Origin of the sequence: Streptomyces sp. NPDC002044 (genome assembly GCF_040296725.1) — a bacterium.
GTDB lineage: Bacteria > Actinomycetota > Actinomycetes > Streptomycetales > Streptomycetaceae > Streptomyces > Streptomyces antarcticus.
Map to the genome: position 1 here is coordinate 1 of NZ_JBEOXU010000004.1, position 16,507 is coordinate 16,507.

At 69.2% G+C, this 16,507-nt stretch carries 16 protein-coding genes and 2 pseudogenes; 9 read left to right on the forward strand and 9 right to left on the reverse strand.

All coding sequences use genetic code 11. The annotated features are described in order from the left end of the window. From ABT106_RS01805 to dnaA (ABT106_RS32100), 7 genes and pseudogenes are all read right to left on the reverse strand, one after another. Positions 1 to 1,094: ATP-binding protein (locus ABT106_RS01805; protein ID WP_351270790.1), on the reverse strand; the 1,094-nt coding region annotated here is incomplete at its 3' end. A 513-nt stretch (positions 1,095 to 1,607) separates the two neighbouring features. Continuing rightward, positions 1,608 to 2,156 carry a DciA family protein gene (locus ABT106_RS01810; protein ID WP_351270792.1) on the reverse strand — a complete coding sequence of 183 codons (549 nt, stop codon included), beginning with the start codon at positions 2,154 to 2,156 and terminating at the stop codon, positions 1,608 to 1,610. Next, on the reverse strand, positions 2,153 to 3,316 hold the full coding sequence (gene recF / locus ABT106_RS01815; protein ID WP_351270794.1) for a DNA replication/repair protein RecF: 1,164 nt from the start codon (positions 3,314 to 3,316) through the stop codon (positions 2,153 to 2,155). Before recF ends, ABT106_RS01810 begins: the two co-directional genes overlap by 4 nt. Positions 3,317 to 3,392: 76 nt before the next feature. After that, positions 3,393 to 4,268 (reverse strand): phosphogluconate dehydrogenase (NAD(+)-dependent, decarboxylating), encoded by an 876-nt coding sequence (gnd, locus tag ABT106_RS01820; RefSeq protein WP_351270797.1) that lies wholly within the window; start codon positions 4,266 to 4,268, stop codon positions 3,393 to 3,395. A gap of 176 nt (positions 4,269 to 4,444) precedes the next feature. Continuing rightward, complete coding sequence (dnaN, locus tag ABT106_RS01825; protein WP_351270799.1) at positions 4,445 to 5,575, reverse strand: DNA polymerase III subunit beta; 1,131 nt, start codon at positions 5,573 to 5,575, stop codon at positions 4,445 to 4,447. An 864-nt stretch (positions 5,576 to 6,439) separates the two neighbouring features. Then, positions 6,440 to 7,582, reverse strand: a pseudogene (gene dnaA, locus ABT106_RS32095) (chromosomal replication initiator protein DnaA); the annotation flags it as partial. Positions 7,583 to 7,693: 111 nt separating this feature from the next. Further along, a pseudogene (gene dnaA / locus ABT106_RS32100) lies at positions 7,694 to 8,200 on the reverse strand (chromosomal replication initiator protein DnaA); the annotation flags it as partial. A gap of 357 nt (positions 8,201 to 8,557) precedes the next feature. On the opposite strand from dnaA (ABT106_RS32100), the gene rpmH reads away from it, so the two are divergent. From rpmH to ABT106_RS01875, 9 genes are all read left to right on the forward strand, one after another. Next, the gene (gene rpmH, locus ABT106_RS01835) at positions 8,558 to 8,695 is read left to right on the forward strand and encodes a 50S ribosomal protein L34 (RefSeq protein ID WP_008741645.1); all 138 of its coding nucleotides are present in this window, start codon (positions 8,558 to 8,560) and stop codon (positions 8,693 to 8,695) included. Positions 8,696 to 8,719: 24 nt separating this feature from the next. Then, positions 8,720 to 9,094 carry a ribonuclease P protein component gene (gene rnpA, locus ABT106_RS01840; RefSeq protein ID WP_351270805.1) on the forward strand — a complete coding sequence of 125 codons (375 nt, stop codon included), beginning with the start codon at positions 8,720 to 8,722 and terminating at the stop codon, positions 9,092 to 9,094. Further along, positions 9,091 to 9,372, forward strand: a complete 282-nt coding sequence (gene yidD, locus ABT106_RS01845) for a membrane protein insertion efficiency factor YidD (RefSeq protein ID WP_078904056.1) — start codon at positions 9,091 to 9,093, stop codon at positions 9,370 to 9,372. The genes rnpA and yidD overlap by 4 nt, the downstream gene beginning before the upstream one ends. 3 nt (positions 9,373 to 9,375) lie before the next feature. Further along, the gene (gene yidC, locus ABT106_RS01850) at positions 9,376 to 10,482 is read left to right on the forward strand and encodes a membrane protein insertase YidC (protein WP_351270808.1); all 1,107 of its coding nucleotides are present in this window, start codon (positions 9,376 to 9,378) and stop codon (positions 10,480 to 10,482) included. A gap of 15 nt (positions 10,483 to 10,497) precedes the next feature. Further along, entirely contained in the window at positions 10,498 to 11,010 is a 513-nt protein-coding gene (locus ABT106_RS01855) for a Jag family protein (RefSeq protein WP_351270810.1), read from the forward strand. Between the two features lie 131 nt (positions 11,011 to 11,141). Next, positions 11,142 to 11,858 carry a 16S rRNA (guanine(527)-N(7))-methyltransferase RsmG gene (gene rsmG / locus ABT106_RS01860; protein ID WP_351270812.1) on the forward strand — a complete coding sequence of 239 codons (717 nt, stop codon included), beginning with the start codon at positions 11,142 to 11,144 and terminating at the stop codon, positions 11,856 to 11,858. 265 nt (positions 11,859 to 12,123) lie between these two features. Continuing rightward, complete coding sequence (locus tag ABT106_RS01865; RefSeq protein WP_351270814.1) at positions 12,124 to 13,212, forward strand: ParA family protein; 1,089 nt, start codon at positions 12,124 to 12,126, stop codon at positions 13,210 to 13,212. Next, positions 13,209 to 14,315, forward strand: coding sequence for a ParB/RepB/Spo0J family partition protein (locus ABT106_RS01870; protein WP_351270817.1), 1,107 nt, complete (start codon positions 13,209 to 13,211; stop codon positions 14,313 to 14,315). The genes ABT106_RS01865 and ABT106_RS01870 overlap by 4 nt, the downstream gene beginning before the upstream one ends. A gap of 119 nt (positions 14,316 to 14,434) precedes the next feature. Continuing rightward, positions 14,435 to 15,052, forward strand: coding sequence for a GNAT family N-acetyltransferase (locus ABT106_RS01875; protein WP_351270820.1), 618 nt, complete (start codon positions 14,435 to 14,437; stop codon positions 15,050 to 15,052). Positions 15,053 to 15,144: 92 nt separating this feature from the next. Here ABT106_RS01875 and trxA read toward each other — a convergent pair whose 3' ends face one another. After that, the gene (trxA, locus tag ABT106_RS01880; RefSeq protein WP_351270823.1) at positions 15,145 to 15,486 is read right to left on the reverse strand and encodes a thioredoxin; all 342 of its coding nucleotides are present in this window, start codon (positions 15,484 to 15,486) and stop codon (positions 15,145 to 15,147) included. A gap of 53 nt (positions 15,487 to 15,539) precedes the next feature. Continuing rightward, positions 15,540 to 16,499 carry a thioredoxin-disulfide reductase gene (trxB, locus tag ABT106_RS01885; protein WP_351270826.1) on the reverse strand — a complete coding sequence of 320 codons (960 nt, stop codon included), beginning with the start codon at positions 16,497 to 16,499 and terminating at the stop codon, positions 15,540 to 15,542. Positions 16,500 to 16,507: the final 8 nt, after the last annotated feature.

Sequence of the window (16,507 nt, forward strand, 5' to 3'; positions counted from 1 at the left end):
CGGATGTCCTCGCCGGCGAGGTTGTCGTCCTTCTCCCGCAGGAACTTCTTCTCGCGCGCGTAGCGGTTCACCAGACCCGTCAGCGCCGCACGGAAGCCCTCCTCGTGCGTGCCGCCCTCGTGCGTGTGGATCGTGTTCGCGAAGGAGTAGACCCCCTCCGTGTACTGCGAGTTCCACTGCATCGCGATCTGGACCGAGAGCATGCGCTCCTTGTCCTCGGCCTCGACGTCGATGACGGTCGGGTGGATCAGCTCGCCCTTGCGCGAGTTGAGGTACTTCACGAAGTCGACGATGCCGCCCTCGTAGTGGTACTTCACCGTGCGCGCCTGGCCGTCGTCGGCCTCGTCGGCCGAGTCCGCGCCCACCGTCGCCTTGGCCGACTCCCGCTCGTCCGTCAGCGACAGGGTCAGGCCCTTGTTGAGGAAGGCCATCTCCTGGAAGCGCCGCGAGAGCGTCTCGAAGGAGTACTCGGTCGTCTCGAAGATGTCGGCGTCGGCCCAGAACGTCACCGAGGTGCCGGTCTCGCCGGTCTCCTCGTTCTTCGCCAGCTCCGCGGTCGGGGCGCCGAGCTTGTAGTCCTGGGTCCAGCGGAAGCCGTCACGCCGGACCTCGACCGCGACCCGCTTGGACAGCGCGTTCACGACGGAGACGCCCACGCCGTGCAGACCGCCGGAGACGGCGTAGCCGCCGCCGCCGAACTTGCCGCCCGCGTGCAGGACGGTCAGCACGACCTCGACGGCCGGCTTGCCCTCGGAGGGCACGATGTCGACCGGGATGCCGCGGCCGTTGTCGATGACCTTGACCCCGCCGTCGGCGAGGATCGTGACGTCGATGGTGTCCGCGTGCCCGGCGAGCGCCTCGTCGACCGAGTTGTCGACGACCTCGTAGACGAGGTGGTGCAGACCGCGCTCACCCGTCGATCCGATGTACATGCCGGGCCGCTTGCGGACCGCGTCCAGGCCCTCCAGGACCTGGATGTTGCTTCCGGTATACGAAGATCCACCTGCCTCGGCGGCCTCGCCGCCGGCGGTGGACTCGTTCTTGTCGTTGGGGTTGCCGGAATCGGCCACGAAGCGCCCTTTCTGGCACAGCACAGGCCGTTCTCCGGGCCAGCAGGCATGCGAGCGGGAGCGGCTGCGTCGATCTGCGTTGTCAGCGTGTAGTCGGCATAAGTCGACGGGATCCCGCGATCGGGCGGGATTGGCTCCAGTCTACCGGTACCGCCGACATGAATGGGGGTTTGCCGGTACCTGAGTCCGCATGTGCCGCCCTGAACCTCCTCTCTCCGACTCCCCATATACGGGAAGGGGCTCAAAGAGGCTCACGCGGGCATCCAGCGCTTCGAGCTGTCAACCTCCCGCTACCGTGAGGGACACCACGCGCGCACCACCGCCCCGGGCCGCGTTCCGGCGACCCGCGACACGGCCGACGGCCCGTCCCGCACGGCGAAACGGACGGGGGAGCGGCGGCGGGTGGCCGGCCGGACGGGTGGCCCGGCGGGTGGCCCGGCGGGTGGCCCGAGTCGGCGGGCCAACCGGCCGGGACCGCCCCGGCCGGGGCACCGTCGGCCGGAACACCGTCGCCGGGGCCGGGGCCGGGAGGCCGGCTCAGCCGTAGGTGTCCCCCGGGCCCTTGCTCCCGGGCGCCCGCCACGGCCCGTACGCCTTGGGCCGGCCGCCGGGGCCCTGCACCTTGATCATCCGTACGGTGCCCTGCCCCAGGTCCGCGTTGAGCCGCGCGACCAGCTGCGGGGCCAGCAGTTTCAGCTGCGCCGCCCACGCCGAGGAATCGCACCGCACGACCAGTTCACGGTCCTCGTAGCGTTCCGGTTCACAGTGCGCGGCGATGTCCGGGCCGACGATCTCCGGCCAGCGCTCCATCACGCCCGCCACCGCCATCGGCATCTCCCAGCCGCGCTCCGTGCGCAGCCGGTCCAGCGCCGCCATCAGCGGCATCGGATCCCGGCCGTCCGCCCGCGCGCCCGAGCGCAGCCCCGGCTGGTACTGGCGCTTGCGGCCGCCGGCCGCCGCGTTGCCACGGGCCCGCGCCTGCTCGCGCGCCGCCGCCAGGGCCTGGCGGGCCAGGTCCACCCCGGACGCCTCCGGAACCCTGCGCGGCTCCTGGCCGTCCCGGGGGCCGTCTCCCTGATCGTTCACAGCCGGGTCACCTCACCGCCGGACACTCCGAACCGCGCTCCCGCCAGCACGCCCGGAACGTCATCGTCCACAGCCGCCGTCACCAGGACCTGCTCGCCCGGTGCCACCAGCTCCGCCAGCCGCTCCCGGCGCCGCGCGTCCAGCTCCGCGAAGACGTCGTCCAGGATCAGCACGGGCTCGCTGCCCTCCGAGCGCAGCAGCTCGTACGAGGCCAGGCGCAGCGCCAGCGCGTACGACCACGACTCCCCGTGGCTGGCGTACCCCTTCGCCGGCATCTCGCCCAGCCGCAGCAGCACGTCGTCACGGTGCGGGCCGACCAGGGTCACCCCCCGCTCGATCTCCTGCTTGCGCACCTCGGCCAGGGCCGCCAGCAGGGCCTCGTACAGCGCCTCACGGGTCCGCACGGCGCCGCCGTCCACGGCCTCGGCCGACTCCGGCGCCTCGGCCGCCCCGCCCGCCGAGGACTTGTACGCCATCCCGAGCGGACCGCCGCCGGGCGCGAGCTGCTCGTACGCCTTGTCCGCCAGCGGCAGCAGCGTCGCGATCAGGTCCAGCCGGTGCGCCAGCAGCTCCGCGCCCGTGCGCGCCAGGTGCTGATCCCACACGTCGAGGGTGGACAGGTCCATCGAGCGGCCGCCGTGCCGGCGGGCCATCGCCGCGGACTTCAGCAGGGTGTTGCGCTGCTTGAGGACACGCTCGTAGTCGGACCGGACCGCCGCCATCCGCGGCGAGCGCGCGGTGACGAGTTCGTCCAGGAACCGGCGTCGCTCCCCCGGATCGCCCTTGACCAGGGCCAGGTCCTCCGGCGCGAACAGCACCGTACGGACGATCCCCAGCACGTCCCGCGGCCGGACCTGCGAGGAGCGGTTGATCCGGGCCCGGTTCGCCCGGCCCGGGTTCAGCTCCAGCTCGACCAGCTGCCGGCGCTCGCCCTGGGTGAGGGCGGCGCGGATGACCGCCCGCTCCGCGCCCATCCGGACGAGCGGGGCGTCGGAGGAGACGCGGTGGCTGCCGAGGGTCGCCAGATAGCCGATCGCCTCGACGAGATTGGTCTTGCCCTGGCCGTTGGGCCCCACGAAAGCGGTGACGCCCGGGTCGAGGGGTACCTCGGCCCGGGCGTACGAGCGGAAGTCGGCCAACGAGAGATGCGAAACGTGCATGTGGCGCCGACCTCCCCCGGCTTCCTGCTGTTCTGTGCTCTGTGGTGCTTGTGGTGCTGTGGTGCTTGAGGTGGTGCTATGCCTTCTCGACCGCGTGGCCGCCGAACTGGTTGCGCAGCGCGGCGATCATCTTCATCTGCGGGGAGTCGTCCTGGCGCGAGGCGAACCGCGCGAAGAGCGACGCGGTGATCGCCGGCAGGGGAACGGCGTTGTCGATCGCCGCCTCCACGGTCCAGCGGCCCTCGCCCGAGTCCTGCGCGAAGCCGCGCAGCTGCTCCAGGTGCTCGTCCTCGTCAAGGGCGTTCACGGCCAGGTCCAGCAGCCAGGAGCGGATGACGGTGCCTTCCTGCCAGGAGCGGAAGACCTCGCGGACGTCGGTGACCGAGTCGACCTTCTCCAGGAGCTCCCAGCCCTCGGCGTAGGCCTGCATCATGGCGTACTCGATGCCGTTGTGGACCATCTTGGCGAAGTGGCCCGCGCCCACCTTGCCGGCGTGTACGGCGCCGAACTCGCCCTCGGGCTTGAGGGCGTCGAAGACCGGCTGTACGCGGGCCACGTCGTCCGCGGCGCCGCCGTACATGAGGGCGTAGCCGTTCTCCAGGCCCCAGACGCCGCCGGAGACTCCGCAGTCGACGAAGCCGATGCCCTGGGCGGCGAGCTCCGCCGCGTGCTTCTCGTCGTCGGTCCAGCGCGAGTTGCCGCCGTCGACGACGATGTCGCCGGGGGAGAGCAGCTCGGCGAGTTCGTCGACGGTGGACTGGGTCGCCGCGCCTGCCGGGACCATCACCCACACCACGCGGGGGGCCTGCAGGCTGTCCACGAGTTCCCGCAGGCTGTGGACATCGGCGAGGTCCGGGCTGCGGTCGTATCCGATGACGGTGTGGCCTGCGCGGCGAATGCGCTCGCGCATGTTGCCGCCCATCTTGCCGAGACCGACGAGACCAAGCTCCATCAGGTGGTTCCTTAAGCGTTGTGGCCGTCTGTACCGGGGGTCCCCTGCTTCCCGGAGACACCCCCGGCCCCGAGCCTACGCCGGGCCGCGCTTCGCGGCTTCACGGACGCACGGGGCGCGAGACGCGGTCAGGCCCGGTCCCGCGGACTGCGAAACCGGGCCTGGCCTGAGAAGAATCAACCGGAGAGGCGGACCGGCATGATCAGGTACTTGTACGCCTCGTCCGCTTCGGCGTCGACCGCGGGGCGGCCGCTGAGCAGCGCCGGCTTGGTGGACGTGGTGAAGCTGAGCTGGGCGGCCGGCGAGTCGATCGCGCTCAGGCCGTCCAGCAGGAAGGTCGGGTTGAAGGCGATCGAAATGTCGTCGCCCTCGAGCCTGGCGTCGACGCGCTCCACAGCCTGTGCGTCGTCGCTGGAACCGGCTTCCAGGATGAGCACGCCCTGCTCGAAGCTGAGCCGGACGGGGGTGTTTCGCTCGGCGACCAGGGCCACGCGCTTGACGGCCTCGACGAACGGGGCGGTCTCGATCACGGCGACGGAGTTGAACTCGGTCGGGAAGAGCGTGCGGTACTTCGGCAGGTCGCCTTCGAGCAGCCGGGTGGTGGTGCGGCGGCCGGCGCCCTCGAAGCCGATCAGGCCCTCGCCCTGGCCGGAGCCGGAGAGCGCCAGGGTGACGGTGTCACCGCTGGTCAGGGACTTGGCGGTGTCCAGGAGGGTCTTCGCGGGCACCAGGGCCACGGCGGAAGCCTGCGGGTCCTCGGGCTTCCACAGGAACTCGCGGACCGCGAAGCGGTAGCGGTCGGTGGAGGCCAGGGTGACGCGGTCGCCCTCGATCTCGATGCGGACGCCGGTCAGCACGGGCAGCGTGTCGTCACGGCCGGCGGCGATGGCGACCTGGGCGGCGGCGGAGGCGAAGACCTCGCCGGGCACGGTGCCGGTCGCGGTCGGCATCTGCGGCAGCGCCGGGTACTCCTCCACAGGCAGGGTGTGGAGGGTGAACCGCGAGGAGCCGCAGGCCACGGTCGCCCGTACACCGTCTGTGGAAATCTCCACCGGCCGGTTGGGCAGGGCGCGGCAGATGTCGGCGAGCAGCCGGCCGGACACCAGGACCGTGCCGTCCTCCTCGACGTCCGCGTCGACCGAGACCCGGGCCGAGACCTCGTAGTCGAAGCCGGAGAGGCTCAGCTTGCCGTCCTCGGCCTTCAGCAGAAGGCCCGCGAGAACGGGGACCGGCGGCCGGGCCGGGAGGCTGCGGGCCGTCCAGGCCACCGCCTCCGCGAGTACGTCGCGCTCCACCCGGATCTTCACCGGAACCGCCTCCTGCTGTTGCTCGCTCGTCCTGCCGGCCTTCGTCGTCGGCTCGTCGATGCCTCGACCGATGCCGGGGACCAGTCTGACGTACGGCGCCGACAGTCGGTGCGGCCGGCGGTCAAGTCGGGAGCGAGGTGTCGGCGAGCCCGTCCGCCGAGTTGTGCACAGGACCCGCTTGAAAACCGAATCCGAGCTAACTCTCTATGGGGGTAGTAGTAGGGGCTGTGGATACAGTGGATAAAACGGTTTCCGCAGGTCAGACCCCATTTTTTATCCACCGCGCCTGTGGGCGGTACCGGTGGACAACCCGGTGTCCCTGTGGAGAACGAAAACTTCTGCACAGGCTGTCCCCAGGAGAGCCCTACTACTCCACAGGTGTGTCCCCAGCTTTCCCCCGGTACTCCACAACCCAAACGTCTACTTCCGTGTGACCGCTTTCACTCGGGGCGGTGAGAACGGGTGGCGCGTTGCCGAACAGTGGACAACGGTGTGGAGAAGTCCTCGGATCCTGTGCACAGGGTGGGGAAAGCTGTGGGCTTCCGGTGGACAGAGGCGTGGAGGGCCCTGTGGACGAAATATTTGTCCACAGCCTGTGGATGACGCTTCTGCACAATTCCACAGGGTGCTGACCTGCCCTGATGGCCCCTCACCCCGCGCCCCTGTGGACAGATTGTGGGTGACGGATCCTGTCCCCAGGCTGTGGACGGAAGAAAGTCCGGGAATCTGTGGATGACTTGCTCCACGGGGGGCGTATTCGAACAGTCCAGGGGCGCACGGACGAAGAAGGGCGCCCCCGTTGTGGTCCGGAAGCGCCCTATGTGTGCGTGTGAAGGGGCCCTGGCACCGCTCCCGCGGGCCGTCTCAGGCGTTCTTGATGCGGTTGGTGAGCTCCGTGACCTGGTTGTAGATGGAGCGGCGCTCGGCCATCAGGGCCCGGATCTTGCGGTCCGCGTGCATGACGGTGGTGTGGTCGCGGCCGCCGAACTGCGCCCCGATCTTGGGCAGGGAGAGGTCGGTGAGCTCCCGGCACAGGTACATGGCGATCTGCCGGGCGGTCACCAGGACCCGGCTGCGGGAGGACCCGCAGAGGTCGTCCACCGTCAGCCCGAAGTAGTCCGCGGTGGCCGCCATGATGTCCGAGGCGGTGATCTCGGGCGCGCTGTCCTCGCCGCCCGGGATGAGGTTCTTGAGGACGTCCTCGGTGAGGCCGAGGTCGACCGGCTGCCGGTTCAGGCTCGCGAAGGCCGTGACCCGGATCAGCGCCCCCTCCAGCTCGCGGATGTTGCGCGAGATGCGGGAGGCGATGAACTCCAGGACCTCCGGCGGTGCGTTGAGCTGCTCCTGGACGGCCTTCTTCCGCAGGATCGCGATGCGGGTCTCCAGCTCGGGCGGCTGGACGTCGGTGATCAGGCCCCACTCGAAGCGGTTGCGGAGCCGGTCCTCCAGGGTGACGAGCTGCTTGGGCGGCCGGTCGGAGGAGAGCACGATCTGCTTGTTGGCGTTGTGGAGCGTATTGAAGGTGTGGAAGAACTCCTCCTGCGTCGACTCCTTGCTCGCGAGGAACTGGATGTCGTCGACCAGCAGGATGTCCATCTCCCGGTACCGCTTGCGGAAGGCGTCGCCCTTGCCGTCGCGGATGGAGTTGATGAACTCGTTGGTGAACTCCTCGGAGCTCACGTACCGCACGCGGGTTCCCGGGTACAGGCTGCGCGCGTAGTGCCCGATCGCGTGCAGCAGGTGGGTCTTGCCGAGGCCCGACTCCCCATAGATGAACAGGGGGTTGTACGCCTTGGCGGGCGCCTCGGCGACGGCCACGGCGGCCGCGTGCGCGAAGCGGTTGGAGGCGCCGATGACGAAGGTGTCGAACAGGTACTTGGGGTTCAGCCGGGCGGTCGGCTCCAGCGGGCCCGAGGTCGAGCCGCCGGACGGGCCAGGCGCCGAGGGCCGGCCCTGGGGCTGGCGCGGCGCCGGCTGCTCGTACTGCTGCTGCTCGTATGGATGGGACTGCCGCGACTGCTGGGGTTCGTACGGGGACTGCTCGTACTTCTGCTGCTCGTACGAGCCCTGGTCGTAGCCCGACGGTTCGGACTGCTGGAGGTAGCCGGGCTGCGGGGAGGCGTACGGGTCCCGCTCGGGGAAGCCGCCGAGGCGCGGCTGCTGCCAGCCGTAGTCGTCCTGCTGTCCGCCGCGGGGCCAGGAGCCGGGCTCGGGGCGCGGCTGCTGGTAGTCCGGGTAGGCGGGGCGTGCGGTGGGGAGCTGGTCGTCGGAGCCGCCGCCGGGGCGCTGGCCGCCGTACGGCTCGTATCCGTCGCGCTGCTGGACGGGCTGCGCGGGGGGCGCGGGCTCGCCCGCCGAGTCGTCCACGGTGATGGCGATGCGGATCGGGCGGCCGCATTCGCGGCTCAGCGCGTCGCTGATCAGCGGGGCGAGGCGGCCTTCGAGGACGCGCTTGCCCCATTCGTTGGGGACGGCGAGCAGCGCGGTATCGGCGACGAGGGCCAGGGGCTGACACCGCTCGACCCACTGCTTGTCCTTGGGTTCGATCCCCGGCTGTCCCTCCCCGAGGAGCTTTTCAAGCACCCTTGGCCACACTGCGGCAAGATCGGCGGGTACGTCAGCCACAGAGCACGCTCTCTCACGGGGGTCCCACGAATGTGTGGTTCTTTGGGACGGTCGGGGCAAAAAATCCGGGGTCAGTCAACGGTAGTCAGGGCGACGGGTACGGTTCAAGTCGTTGTCCACAGCCTGTGCACAGTGTGGGGCACCGTCGGCTCGGTTTGACCGGATGGCGTAGCCGCGCGTACCGTAACGAGGTCGAGTTGTCGATGGCTGCTGCCGCCTGCCTACCGATGGGCGAAGATCACCGAACGTGATCGTTTGCGGTGCCACTCGGGCGAACACGCGAGTTGTTTCCTCGTGGGCGCACGGTGACAGCCAGGCGATGTCCCGCCACAACGATTCATTCTCTGGAGCCCCCGAGTGAGCAAGCGCACCTTCCAGCCGAACAACCGCCGTCGTGCCAAGACCCACGGCTTCCGTCTCCGGATGCGTACCCGTGCCGGTCGCGCGATCCTGGCGAACCGCCGTGGCAAGGGCCGCGCCGCCCTTTCCGCGTAACCAACAGACGCAGGTCGTGACGTCGTGCTGTCTCCCGAAAATCGGCTGAGGCGGCGCGAGGACTTCGCGAGCGCGGTACGTCGAGGGCGCCGGGCCGGTCGCCCGCTCCTCGTCGTCCACCTACGTACAAGCGGTGCAACGGACCCGCACGCGCCGGGGGAGATCGATCCCTCGACGCGTGCGGGTTTCGTCGTCAGCAAGGCCGTGGGCAATGCCGTCGTCCGAAACCGGGTCAAGCGCCGTTTGCGCCATCTTGTCCGCGAGCGGCTGTCTCAGCTGCCCGCCGGTAGCCTGGTGGTGGTACGCGCGCTGCCCGGATCGGGTGACGCCGGCCCCGACGAACTGGCCCGGGACCTGGATGCCGCGCTGACGCGGCTCCTGGGAGGCGTCGCTCGATGAAGTACCCGCTGCTCGCTTTGATCAAGCTGTACCAGTGGACGATCAGTCCGCTGCTCGGCCCGGTGTGCCGGTACTACCCGTCGTGTTCGCACTACGGGTACGCGGCCATCGACCGGCATGGTGCGGTGAAGGGGACGGTTCTGACCGCCTGGCGGATCCTGCGGTGCAATCCGTGGTCGCCGGGCGGCGTGGACCACGTCCCACCCCGTAAACGCCCGCGTTGGCACGAGCAGCTGCGCAGTGCGTTGCGTAGATCTCGCAATGCTCAAGGAGCCTGATTAGTGGACACGATTGCCGGTCTGTTCAGCTTTATCACCACACCCGTCTCGTGGATCATCGTCCAGTTCCACAGCGTCTATGGCGCGGTCTTCGGACCGGACAGTGGGTGGGCCTGGGGCCTGTCCATCGTGTCCTTGGTGATCCTGATCCGTATCTGCCTGATCCCGCTCTTCGTGAAGCAGATCAAGGCGACGCGTGGCATGCAGGCGCTCCAGCCGAAGATGAAGGCGATCCAGGAGCGCTACAAGAACGACAAGCAGCGTCAGTCCGAAGAGATGATGAAGCTGTACAAGGAGACGGGTACCAACCCGCTCTCCTCGTGCCTTCCCATCCTGGCGCAGTCCCCGTTCTTCTTCGCGCTCTACCACGTGCTCGCCAGCATCGCCAACGGCGAGACCATCGGCGTCATCAACCAGTCGCTGCTGGAGAGCGCCCGTCAGGCGCACATCTTCGGCGCCCCGCTGGCTTCCAAGTTCACGGACTCCGCGGAAGATGTCGCGAAGCTCGGCGCTTCGATCACCGACGTCCGCGTCGTGACCGCCATCATGATCGTCCTGATGTCGCTGTCGCAGTTCTACACGCAGCGCCAGCTGATGCAGAAGAACGTCGACCTGTCGGTCAAGACGCCCTTCATGCAGCAGCAGAAGATGCTGATGTACATCTTCCCGCTGATCTTCGCGGTCATGGGCATCAACTTCCCCGTCGGTGTCCTCGTCTACTGGCTCACCACGAACGTCTGGACCATGGGTCAGCAGATGTACGTGATCAACCAGAACCCGACGCCGGGCAGCATGGCGCAGGACCAGTACCTGACCCGTCTGCTGAAGCACATCAGCTCGAACGGCGACGTCAAGGGCCGGAGCAAGAAGAAGATCGTCGCGGGGATCGTGGCCAAGGGCCCGGACCGCAACGACAACGAGCGCAAGTTCATCAACGCGCTGACGAAGCAGGGCCTGGCCGCCCAGGCGGACGGTTCCGTCTCCAAGAGCGTCGAGGCCACGGCAGACTCCGACGCGGCGAGCGGCGGTGCCGCGGCGAAGCGGCAGCAGCCGAAGCGCCAGTCGAAATCGCAGCGCCAGACGCCCACCAAGCCCTCTCCCAAGAAGTAAGAAGGAGTCCCTCCCGTGACGGAAGGCACCACCACCGCCGCCGCTGAGGGTGGCGACACCCTGACCCGCCTCGAGCAGGAGGGCGAGATCGCGGCCGACTACCTCGAGGGTCTGCTGGACATCGCCGACCTGGACGGGGACATCGACATGGACGTCGAGGCCGACCGGGCCGCGGTGTCGATCGTCAGTGACTCGGCCACCGGCGACCTGCGCAAGCTCGTGGGCCGCGACGGTGAGGTCCTGGAGGCTCTCCAGGAGCTGACGCGCCTTGCCGTGCACCGGGAGACCGGGGACCGCAGCCGGCTGATGCTGGACATCGACGGTTTCCGGGCGAAGAAGCGCGAGGAGCTGGCGGCGCTGGGCGCCCAGGCCGCGACGGATGTGAAGGCCTCCGGCGAGCCCCTGAAGCTGGCGCCCATGACCCCGTTCGAGCGGAAGGTCGTCCACGACGCGGTGGCGGCCGCCGGCCTGCGCAGCGAGTCCGAGGGCGAGGAGCCGCAGCGCTTCGTCGTGGTACTCCCCGCCTGACCGGTAGCGCGAGTGCTCGGCCCCGTCTGTGTCGCAGGCGGGGCCGATGTTTGTCAGCCTGGCATGTGAACGACGCACCATCTTGAAGACGTGGTTCTTCAGAACCATGCGGTACGGAAGGACGGTCCCCCGTGACGGAGGCAGCTGAGCTTCCCCCGGCGCCTGAAGAGGCGCGCGCGGTGTTCGGTGAGTTTTTCCCGGAAGCTGTGCGCTATGCGGAGCTGCTGGCCGATGCGGGTGTCAAGCGGGGCCTGATCGGGCCACGCGAGGTGCCGCGGCTGTGGGAACGGCACCTGCTGAACTGCGCTGTGCTGTCGGAAGTGGTGCCACAGAACGTCACGGTGTGCGACGTGGGCTCGGGTGCCGGGCTGCCGGGCATCCCGTTGGCCCTGGTACGGCGTGATCTCAAGATCACGCTGCTCGAGCCGCTGCTGCGCCGGACGACTTTCCTCCAGGAAGCCGTGGAACTTCTCGGCCTCGACCACGTCACGGTGGTGCGCGGCCGGGCGGAGGAAGTCCTCGGCAAGCTGCAGCCGGTGCACGTGGTGACCGCGCGCGCGGTGGCCCCGCTGGACCGGCTGGCCGGCTGGGGCGTACCCCTGCTGCGGCCCTACGGGGAGATGCTGGCGCTCAAGGGCGACACCGCAGACGAGGAGCTGGTGGCGGCGAAGGTCGCGCTGGCCAAGCTCGGTGTGGTGAAGACCTCGGTGCTCCAGGTGGGCGAGGGCGTCGTGGATCCGCTGTCGACGGTCGTGCGGGTCGAGGTCGGAGAGAGCCCCGGCGGGGTGCGGTTCGCGACCAAGCGGGCCAAGGCCGCCCGGGTGGGACGCGTCCGTCGTCGCCGTTGAGCGGCGCGCTCAAGGGGCTCGGCCGGGAGATTTCGTCCGTGTTGAGCCCTATGGACAGGGATTGCGGAGTGTCGTAGCGGCCTGAAGACTCCGTCCGGGCATCGTGTTTCACGTGAAACGTCGCTCTCTGCTGCACGGAATCATCAGCCGCGGTCGGGCGGCCGCGGCCCCTCGCTCCCGCAAGGACGCGAGGGGGACGGAGTTGTCCACATCGGTGGATTCATCCACAGGAGTACGGGCCCCGCTGGTTCGCGACCCGGGTGACATGGGAGGCTCTGTGCATCGCGAGCCTGCTGCCGAGGAGAGTGACACCGTGCGGTCCGACGCCAACCTCGCGGGGCCGATGGCCGATCCGGTCCCCGGTCCCCGCTCTGAATCCGCGGGGGAGGATGTTTCACGTGAAACATCGCCTCCACCCCTTGTAGACAACGACACCCCGATCGGCCGAGCCGCCCAGCTGGCGGTCGAGGCGATGGGGCGCGCCGGTGAGGGGCTTCCCCGGCCCGACCAGACCCGGATCATCGTGGTCGCCAACCAGAAGGGCGGGGTGGGTAAGACCACCACGACCGTCAACATGGCGGCCTCGCTGGCTCTGCACGGTGCACGGGTCCTGGTGATCGATCTCGACCCGCAGGGCAACGCGTCCACGGCGCTGGGCATCGATCACCACGCCGATGTGCCGTCGATCTACGACGTGCTCGTCGACAGCCGGCCGCTGCTCGAAGTGGTCCAGCCGGTGGCGGACGTGGAGGGCCTGTTCTGCGCTCCGGCCACGATCGACCTGGCGGGCGCCGAGATCGAGCTGGTATCGCTCGTGGCGCGTGAGAGCCGGCTTCAGCGGGCGATCCAGGCGTACGAGCAGCCGCTCGACTACATCCTGATCGACTGCCCGCCCTCGCTGGGACTGCTGACCGTGAACGCGCTGGTGGCAGGCGCCGAGGTACTGATCCCGATCCAGTGTGAGTACTACGCGCTGGAGGGGCTGGGCCAGCTGCTGCGCAACGTCGACCTGGTGCGCGCGCACCTGAACCCGACACTGCACGTCTCGACGATCCTGCTGACGATGTACGACGGCAGGACCCGGCTGGCCTCGCAGGTGGCGGAGGAGGTGCGCACCCACTTCGGCAAGGAGGTGCTGCGCACCAGCATTCCGCGGTCGGTGCGCATCTCGGAGGCGCCGAGCTACGGGCAGACGGTACTCACGTACGACCCGGGTTCCAGCGGGGCCCTCTCCTACCTGGAGGCGGCGCGCGAGGTGGCGTATCGCGGGGTCGGAATGCATTACGACGCCCAGCGCGCCCACCTGGGCACGGGCATGAAGAGCACGCAGAGTGTGGCGGAGGGGATCCAGTGAGTGAGCGACGCAGGGGGCTGGGACGGGGAATCGGTGCGCTGATCCCCGCGGCTCCGCAGGAGAAGACACCACCGGCGATCGGCAGCGGGTCGACGTCGCCGTCGGCGGTACCGGTGCTGACCTCGGAGCGCGGGATCGCGGCGGCGAAGCTCGCCGCGCTGGCGCAGGCCGATGTTTCACGTGAAACATCGCTCGCCATCGTCCCGGAGCAGCCGGAGCAGCCGGAGCAGCCGCAGCCGGTGCCTCAGGAGGCCAACGCGGTGCCGGGAGCCACGTTCGCGGAGCTTCCGATGGACTCGATCACGCCGAACCCCCGGCAGCCGCGCGATGTGTTCGATGAGGACGCGCTCGCCGAGCTGGTCACCTCCATCCAGGAGGTGGGCCTGCTCCAGCCGGTGGTCGTGAGGCAGGCAGCTCCCGGCCGCTATGAGCTGATCATGGGCGAGCGGCGCTGGCGCGCTTGCCGCGTGGCCGGACTGGAGAGCATTCCGGCGATCATCCGGGCCACGGATGACGAGAAGCTGCTGCTGGACGCGCTGCTGGAGAACCTGCACCGGGCGCAGCTGAATCCGCTGGAAGAGGCCGCGGCGTACGACCAGCTGCTCCGGGACTTCAACTGCACCCACGACCAGCTGGCCGACCGGATCGGGCGTTCCCGTCCACAGGTCTCCAACACCCTGCGGCTGTTGAAACTCTCGCCGTCGGTGCAGCGCAGGGTGGCCGCGGGTGTGCTGTCGGCGGGGCACGCGCGGGCCCTGCTGGCGGTGGCCGACTCCGAAGTGCAGGACCGGCTGGCGCACCGGATCGTGGCCGAGGGGCTTTCGGTGCGGGCGATCGAGGAGATCGTGACGCTGATGGCGTCGGAGCCGTCGAGCCCGGTCAAGCCGAAGGGACCGCGGGCCGGTACGCGGGTGGCTCCGGCGCTCAACGAGCTGGCGACGCGCCTGTCGGACCGGTTCGAGACGCGGGTGAAGGTCGATCTCGGCCAGAAGAAGGGCAAGATCACCGTCGAGTTCGCCTCGATGGAGGATCTGGAGCGGATCCTCGGAACGCTGGCACCGGGCGAGGGCCGGGTGCTGGAGCAGGGGACTCCCGGGGAGTGATCCCCCGGACGCGGGGGCGGACCGCGCTGGTGGCAACCGGTGTGGTCCGCCCCTTCTCCGTGCCCGGCCCGGCGCGCTGACCTGTCGAAGAAGCAGAGGGCAGTGGATACGATGCGCTCATGGGTCGTCGGCTGGTACCGCTCACGCTGGACAACCTCCCGGACCTGCCCCGGCGTTGCCGGTCGTGTGTGTTCTGGGAGCTGGATCCGGTCAGCGGGGAAGCCGCTGTGAAGGCGGGGACCGCGGCGCCGGAGAAGGAGGCCTGGATCTCGGCCGTCCTCCTGGAATGGGGATCGTGCGGCCGTGTGGTCTACGTGGACGACGTTCCGGTGGGGTTCGTGCTGTACGCCCCGCCGGCGTACGTGCCCCGCGCCACGGCGTTCCCGACCAGTCCGGTCTCACCCGACGCGGTGCAGCTGATCACCTCGTGGATCATGCCGGGGTATCAGGGGCAAGGGCTGGGGCGGGTGATGGTGCAGACGGTGGCGAAGGATCTGCTGCGCCGGGGCTTCCGGGCGATCGAGGCGTTCGGAGACGCCCGGTGGGAGGGGCCCGCCTGCCTGCTGCCGGCGGACCACCTGCTCGCGGTCGGCTTCAAGACCGTACGACCCCATCCGGTGCATCCCCGGCTGCGGCTGGAGCTGCGCTCCACGCTGTCGTGGAAGGAAGACGTGGAGATGGCGCTGGACCGACTGCTCGGCGGGGCGCGCAAGGAGCCGGTCCTGCGCCCGCTGTGATCCGGAAAGCGAAACGGGGCCGCCTCAGGGGTGGCCCCGTTCCACGTGAAACATCGTGACCGTCAGCCGGTCTCGACTCGTACTGCCGTGACTCAGGCGGTCTTGGTCTCCACGAAGTCGGAGAGGTCGCGCAGGATGGCGGCCTTCGGCTTGGCTCCGACGATGGTCTTGGCGACCTCGCCGTTCTGGTAGACGTTCAGGGTGGGGATGGACATGACGCCGTACTTGGCAGCCGTGGCCGGGTTCTCGTCGATGTTCAGCTTGACGATCTCGATCTGGTCGCCGTACTCGGCGGCGATGGCCTCGAGGGACGGCGCGATCTGACGGCACGGTCCGCACCAGGCGGCCCAGAAGTCCACCAGTACGGGCTTGTCGCTCTTCAGGACCTCGGCTTCGAAGTCAGCGTCGGTCACGTTCTTGAGGGTGCCGGCCACAGCGGCCTCCTTCTTCATTCCTGCGGGGTGTGGGGTGGGGGCTGGTACGGGTGTCAGACCGTTGCGTGCGCCTTCTCGGCGTCCGCGAGGGCGGCGAGGAAGCGCTCGGCGTCGAGAGCGGCGGAGCAACCGGTGCCCGCGGCCGTGATGGCCTGACGGTAAGTGTGGTCCACGACGTCGCCGGCACCGAAGACGCCGGTGACGTTCGTCCGCGTGGACGGGGCGGTGACCTTGAGGTAGCCCTCGTCGTCGAGCTCCAGCTGGTCCTTGAACAGCTCGGTGCGCGGGTCGTGGCCGACGGCGATGAAGAGGCCGGTCACGGGCAGTTCGGAGGTCTCACCGGTCTTGGTGTTGCGCAGGGTGAGGCCGGAGAGCTTCTGCTCGCCGTGGATCTCGGCGACCTCGCTGTCCCAGGCGAACTTGACCTTCGGGTCGGCGAAGGCCCGGTCCTGCATGGCCTTCGAGGCGCGCAGGCTGTCGCGGCGGTGGACGATCGTGACGGACTTGGCGAACCGGGAGAGGAAGGTCGCTTCCTCGATCGCGGTGTCGCCGCCGCCGACGACGGCGATGTCGTGGTCCTTGAAGAAGAACCCGTCGCACGTGGCGCACCAGGAGACACCGCGTCCGGAGAGCGCGTCCTCGTTGGGAAGACCGAGCTTGCGGTGCTGCGAACCGGTGGTGACGATGACGGCCTTGGCGCGGTGCACGGTGCCGGCGGTGTCGGTGACGGTCTTGATCTCACCGGTGAGGTCCACGGACACGATGTCGTCCGGGACCAGCTCGGCACCGAAGCGCTCGGCCTGGCCGCGCATGTTGTCCATGAGGTCGGGCCCCATGATGCCGTCCTGGAAGCCGGGGAAGTTCTCCACCTCGGTGGTGTTCATCAGGGCGCCACCGGCGGTGACCGCGCCTTCGAAGACCAGGGGCTTGAGCGAAGCGCGTGCGGTGTACAGGGCAGCCGTGTAACCGGCCGGCCCGGATCCGATGATGATCACGTTTCGAACGTCGCTCACGGGTTTCT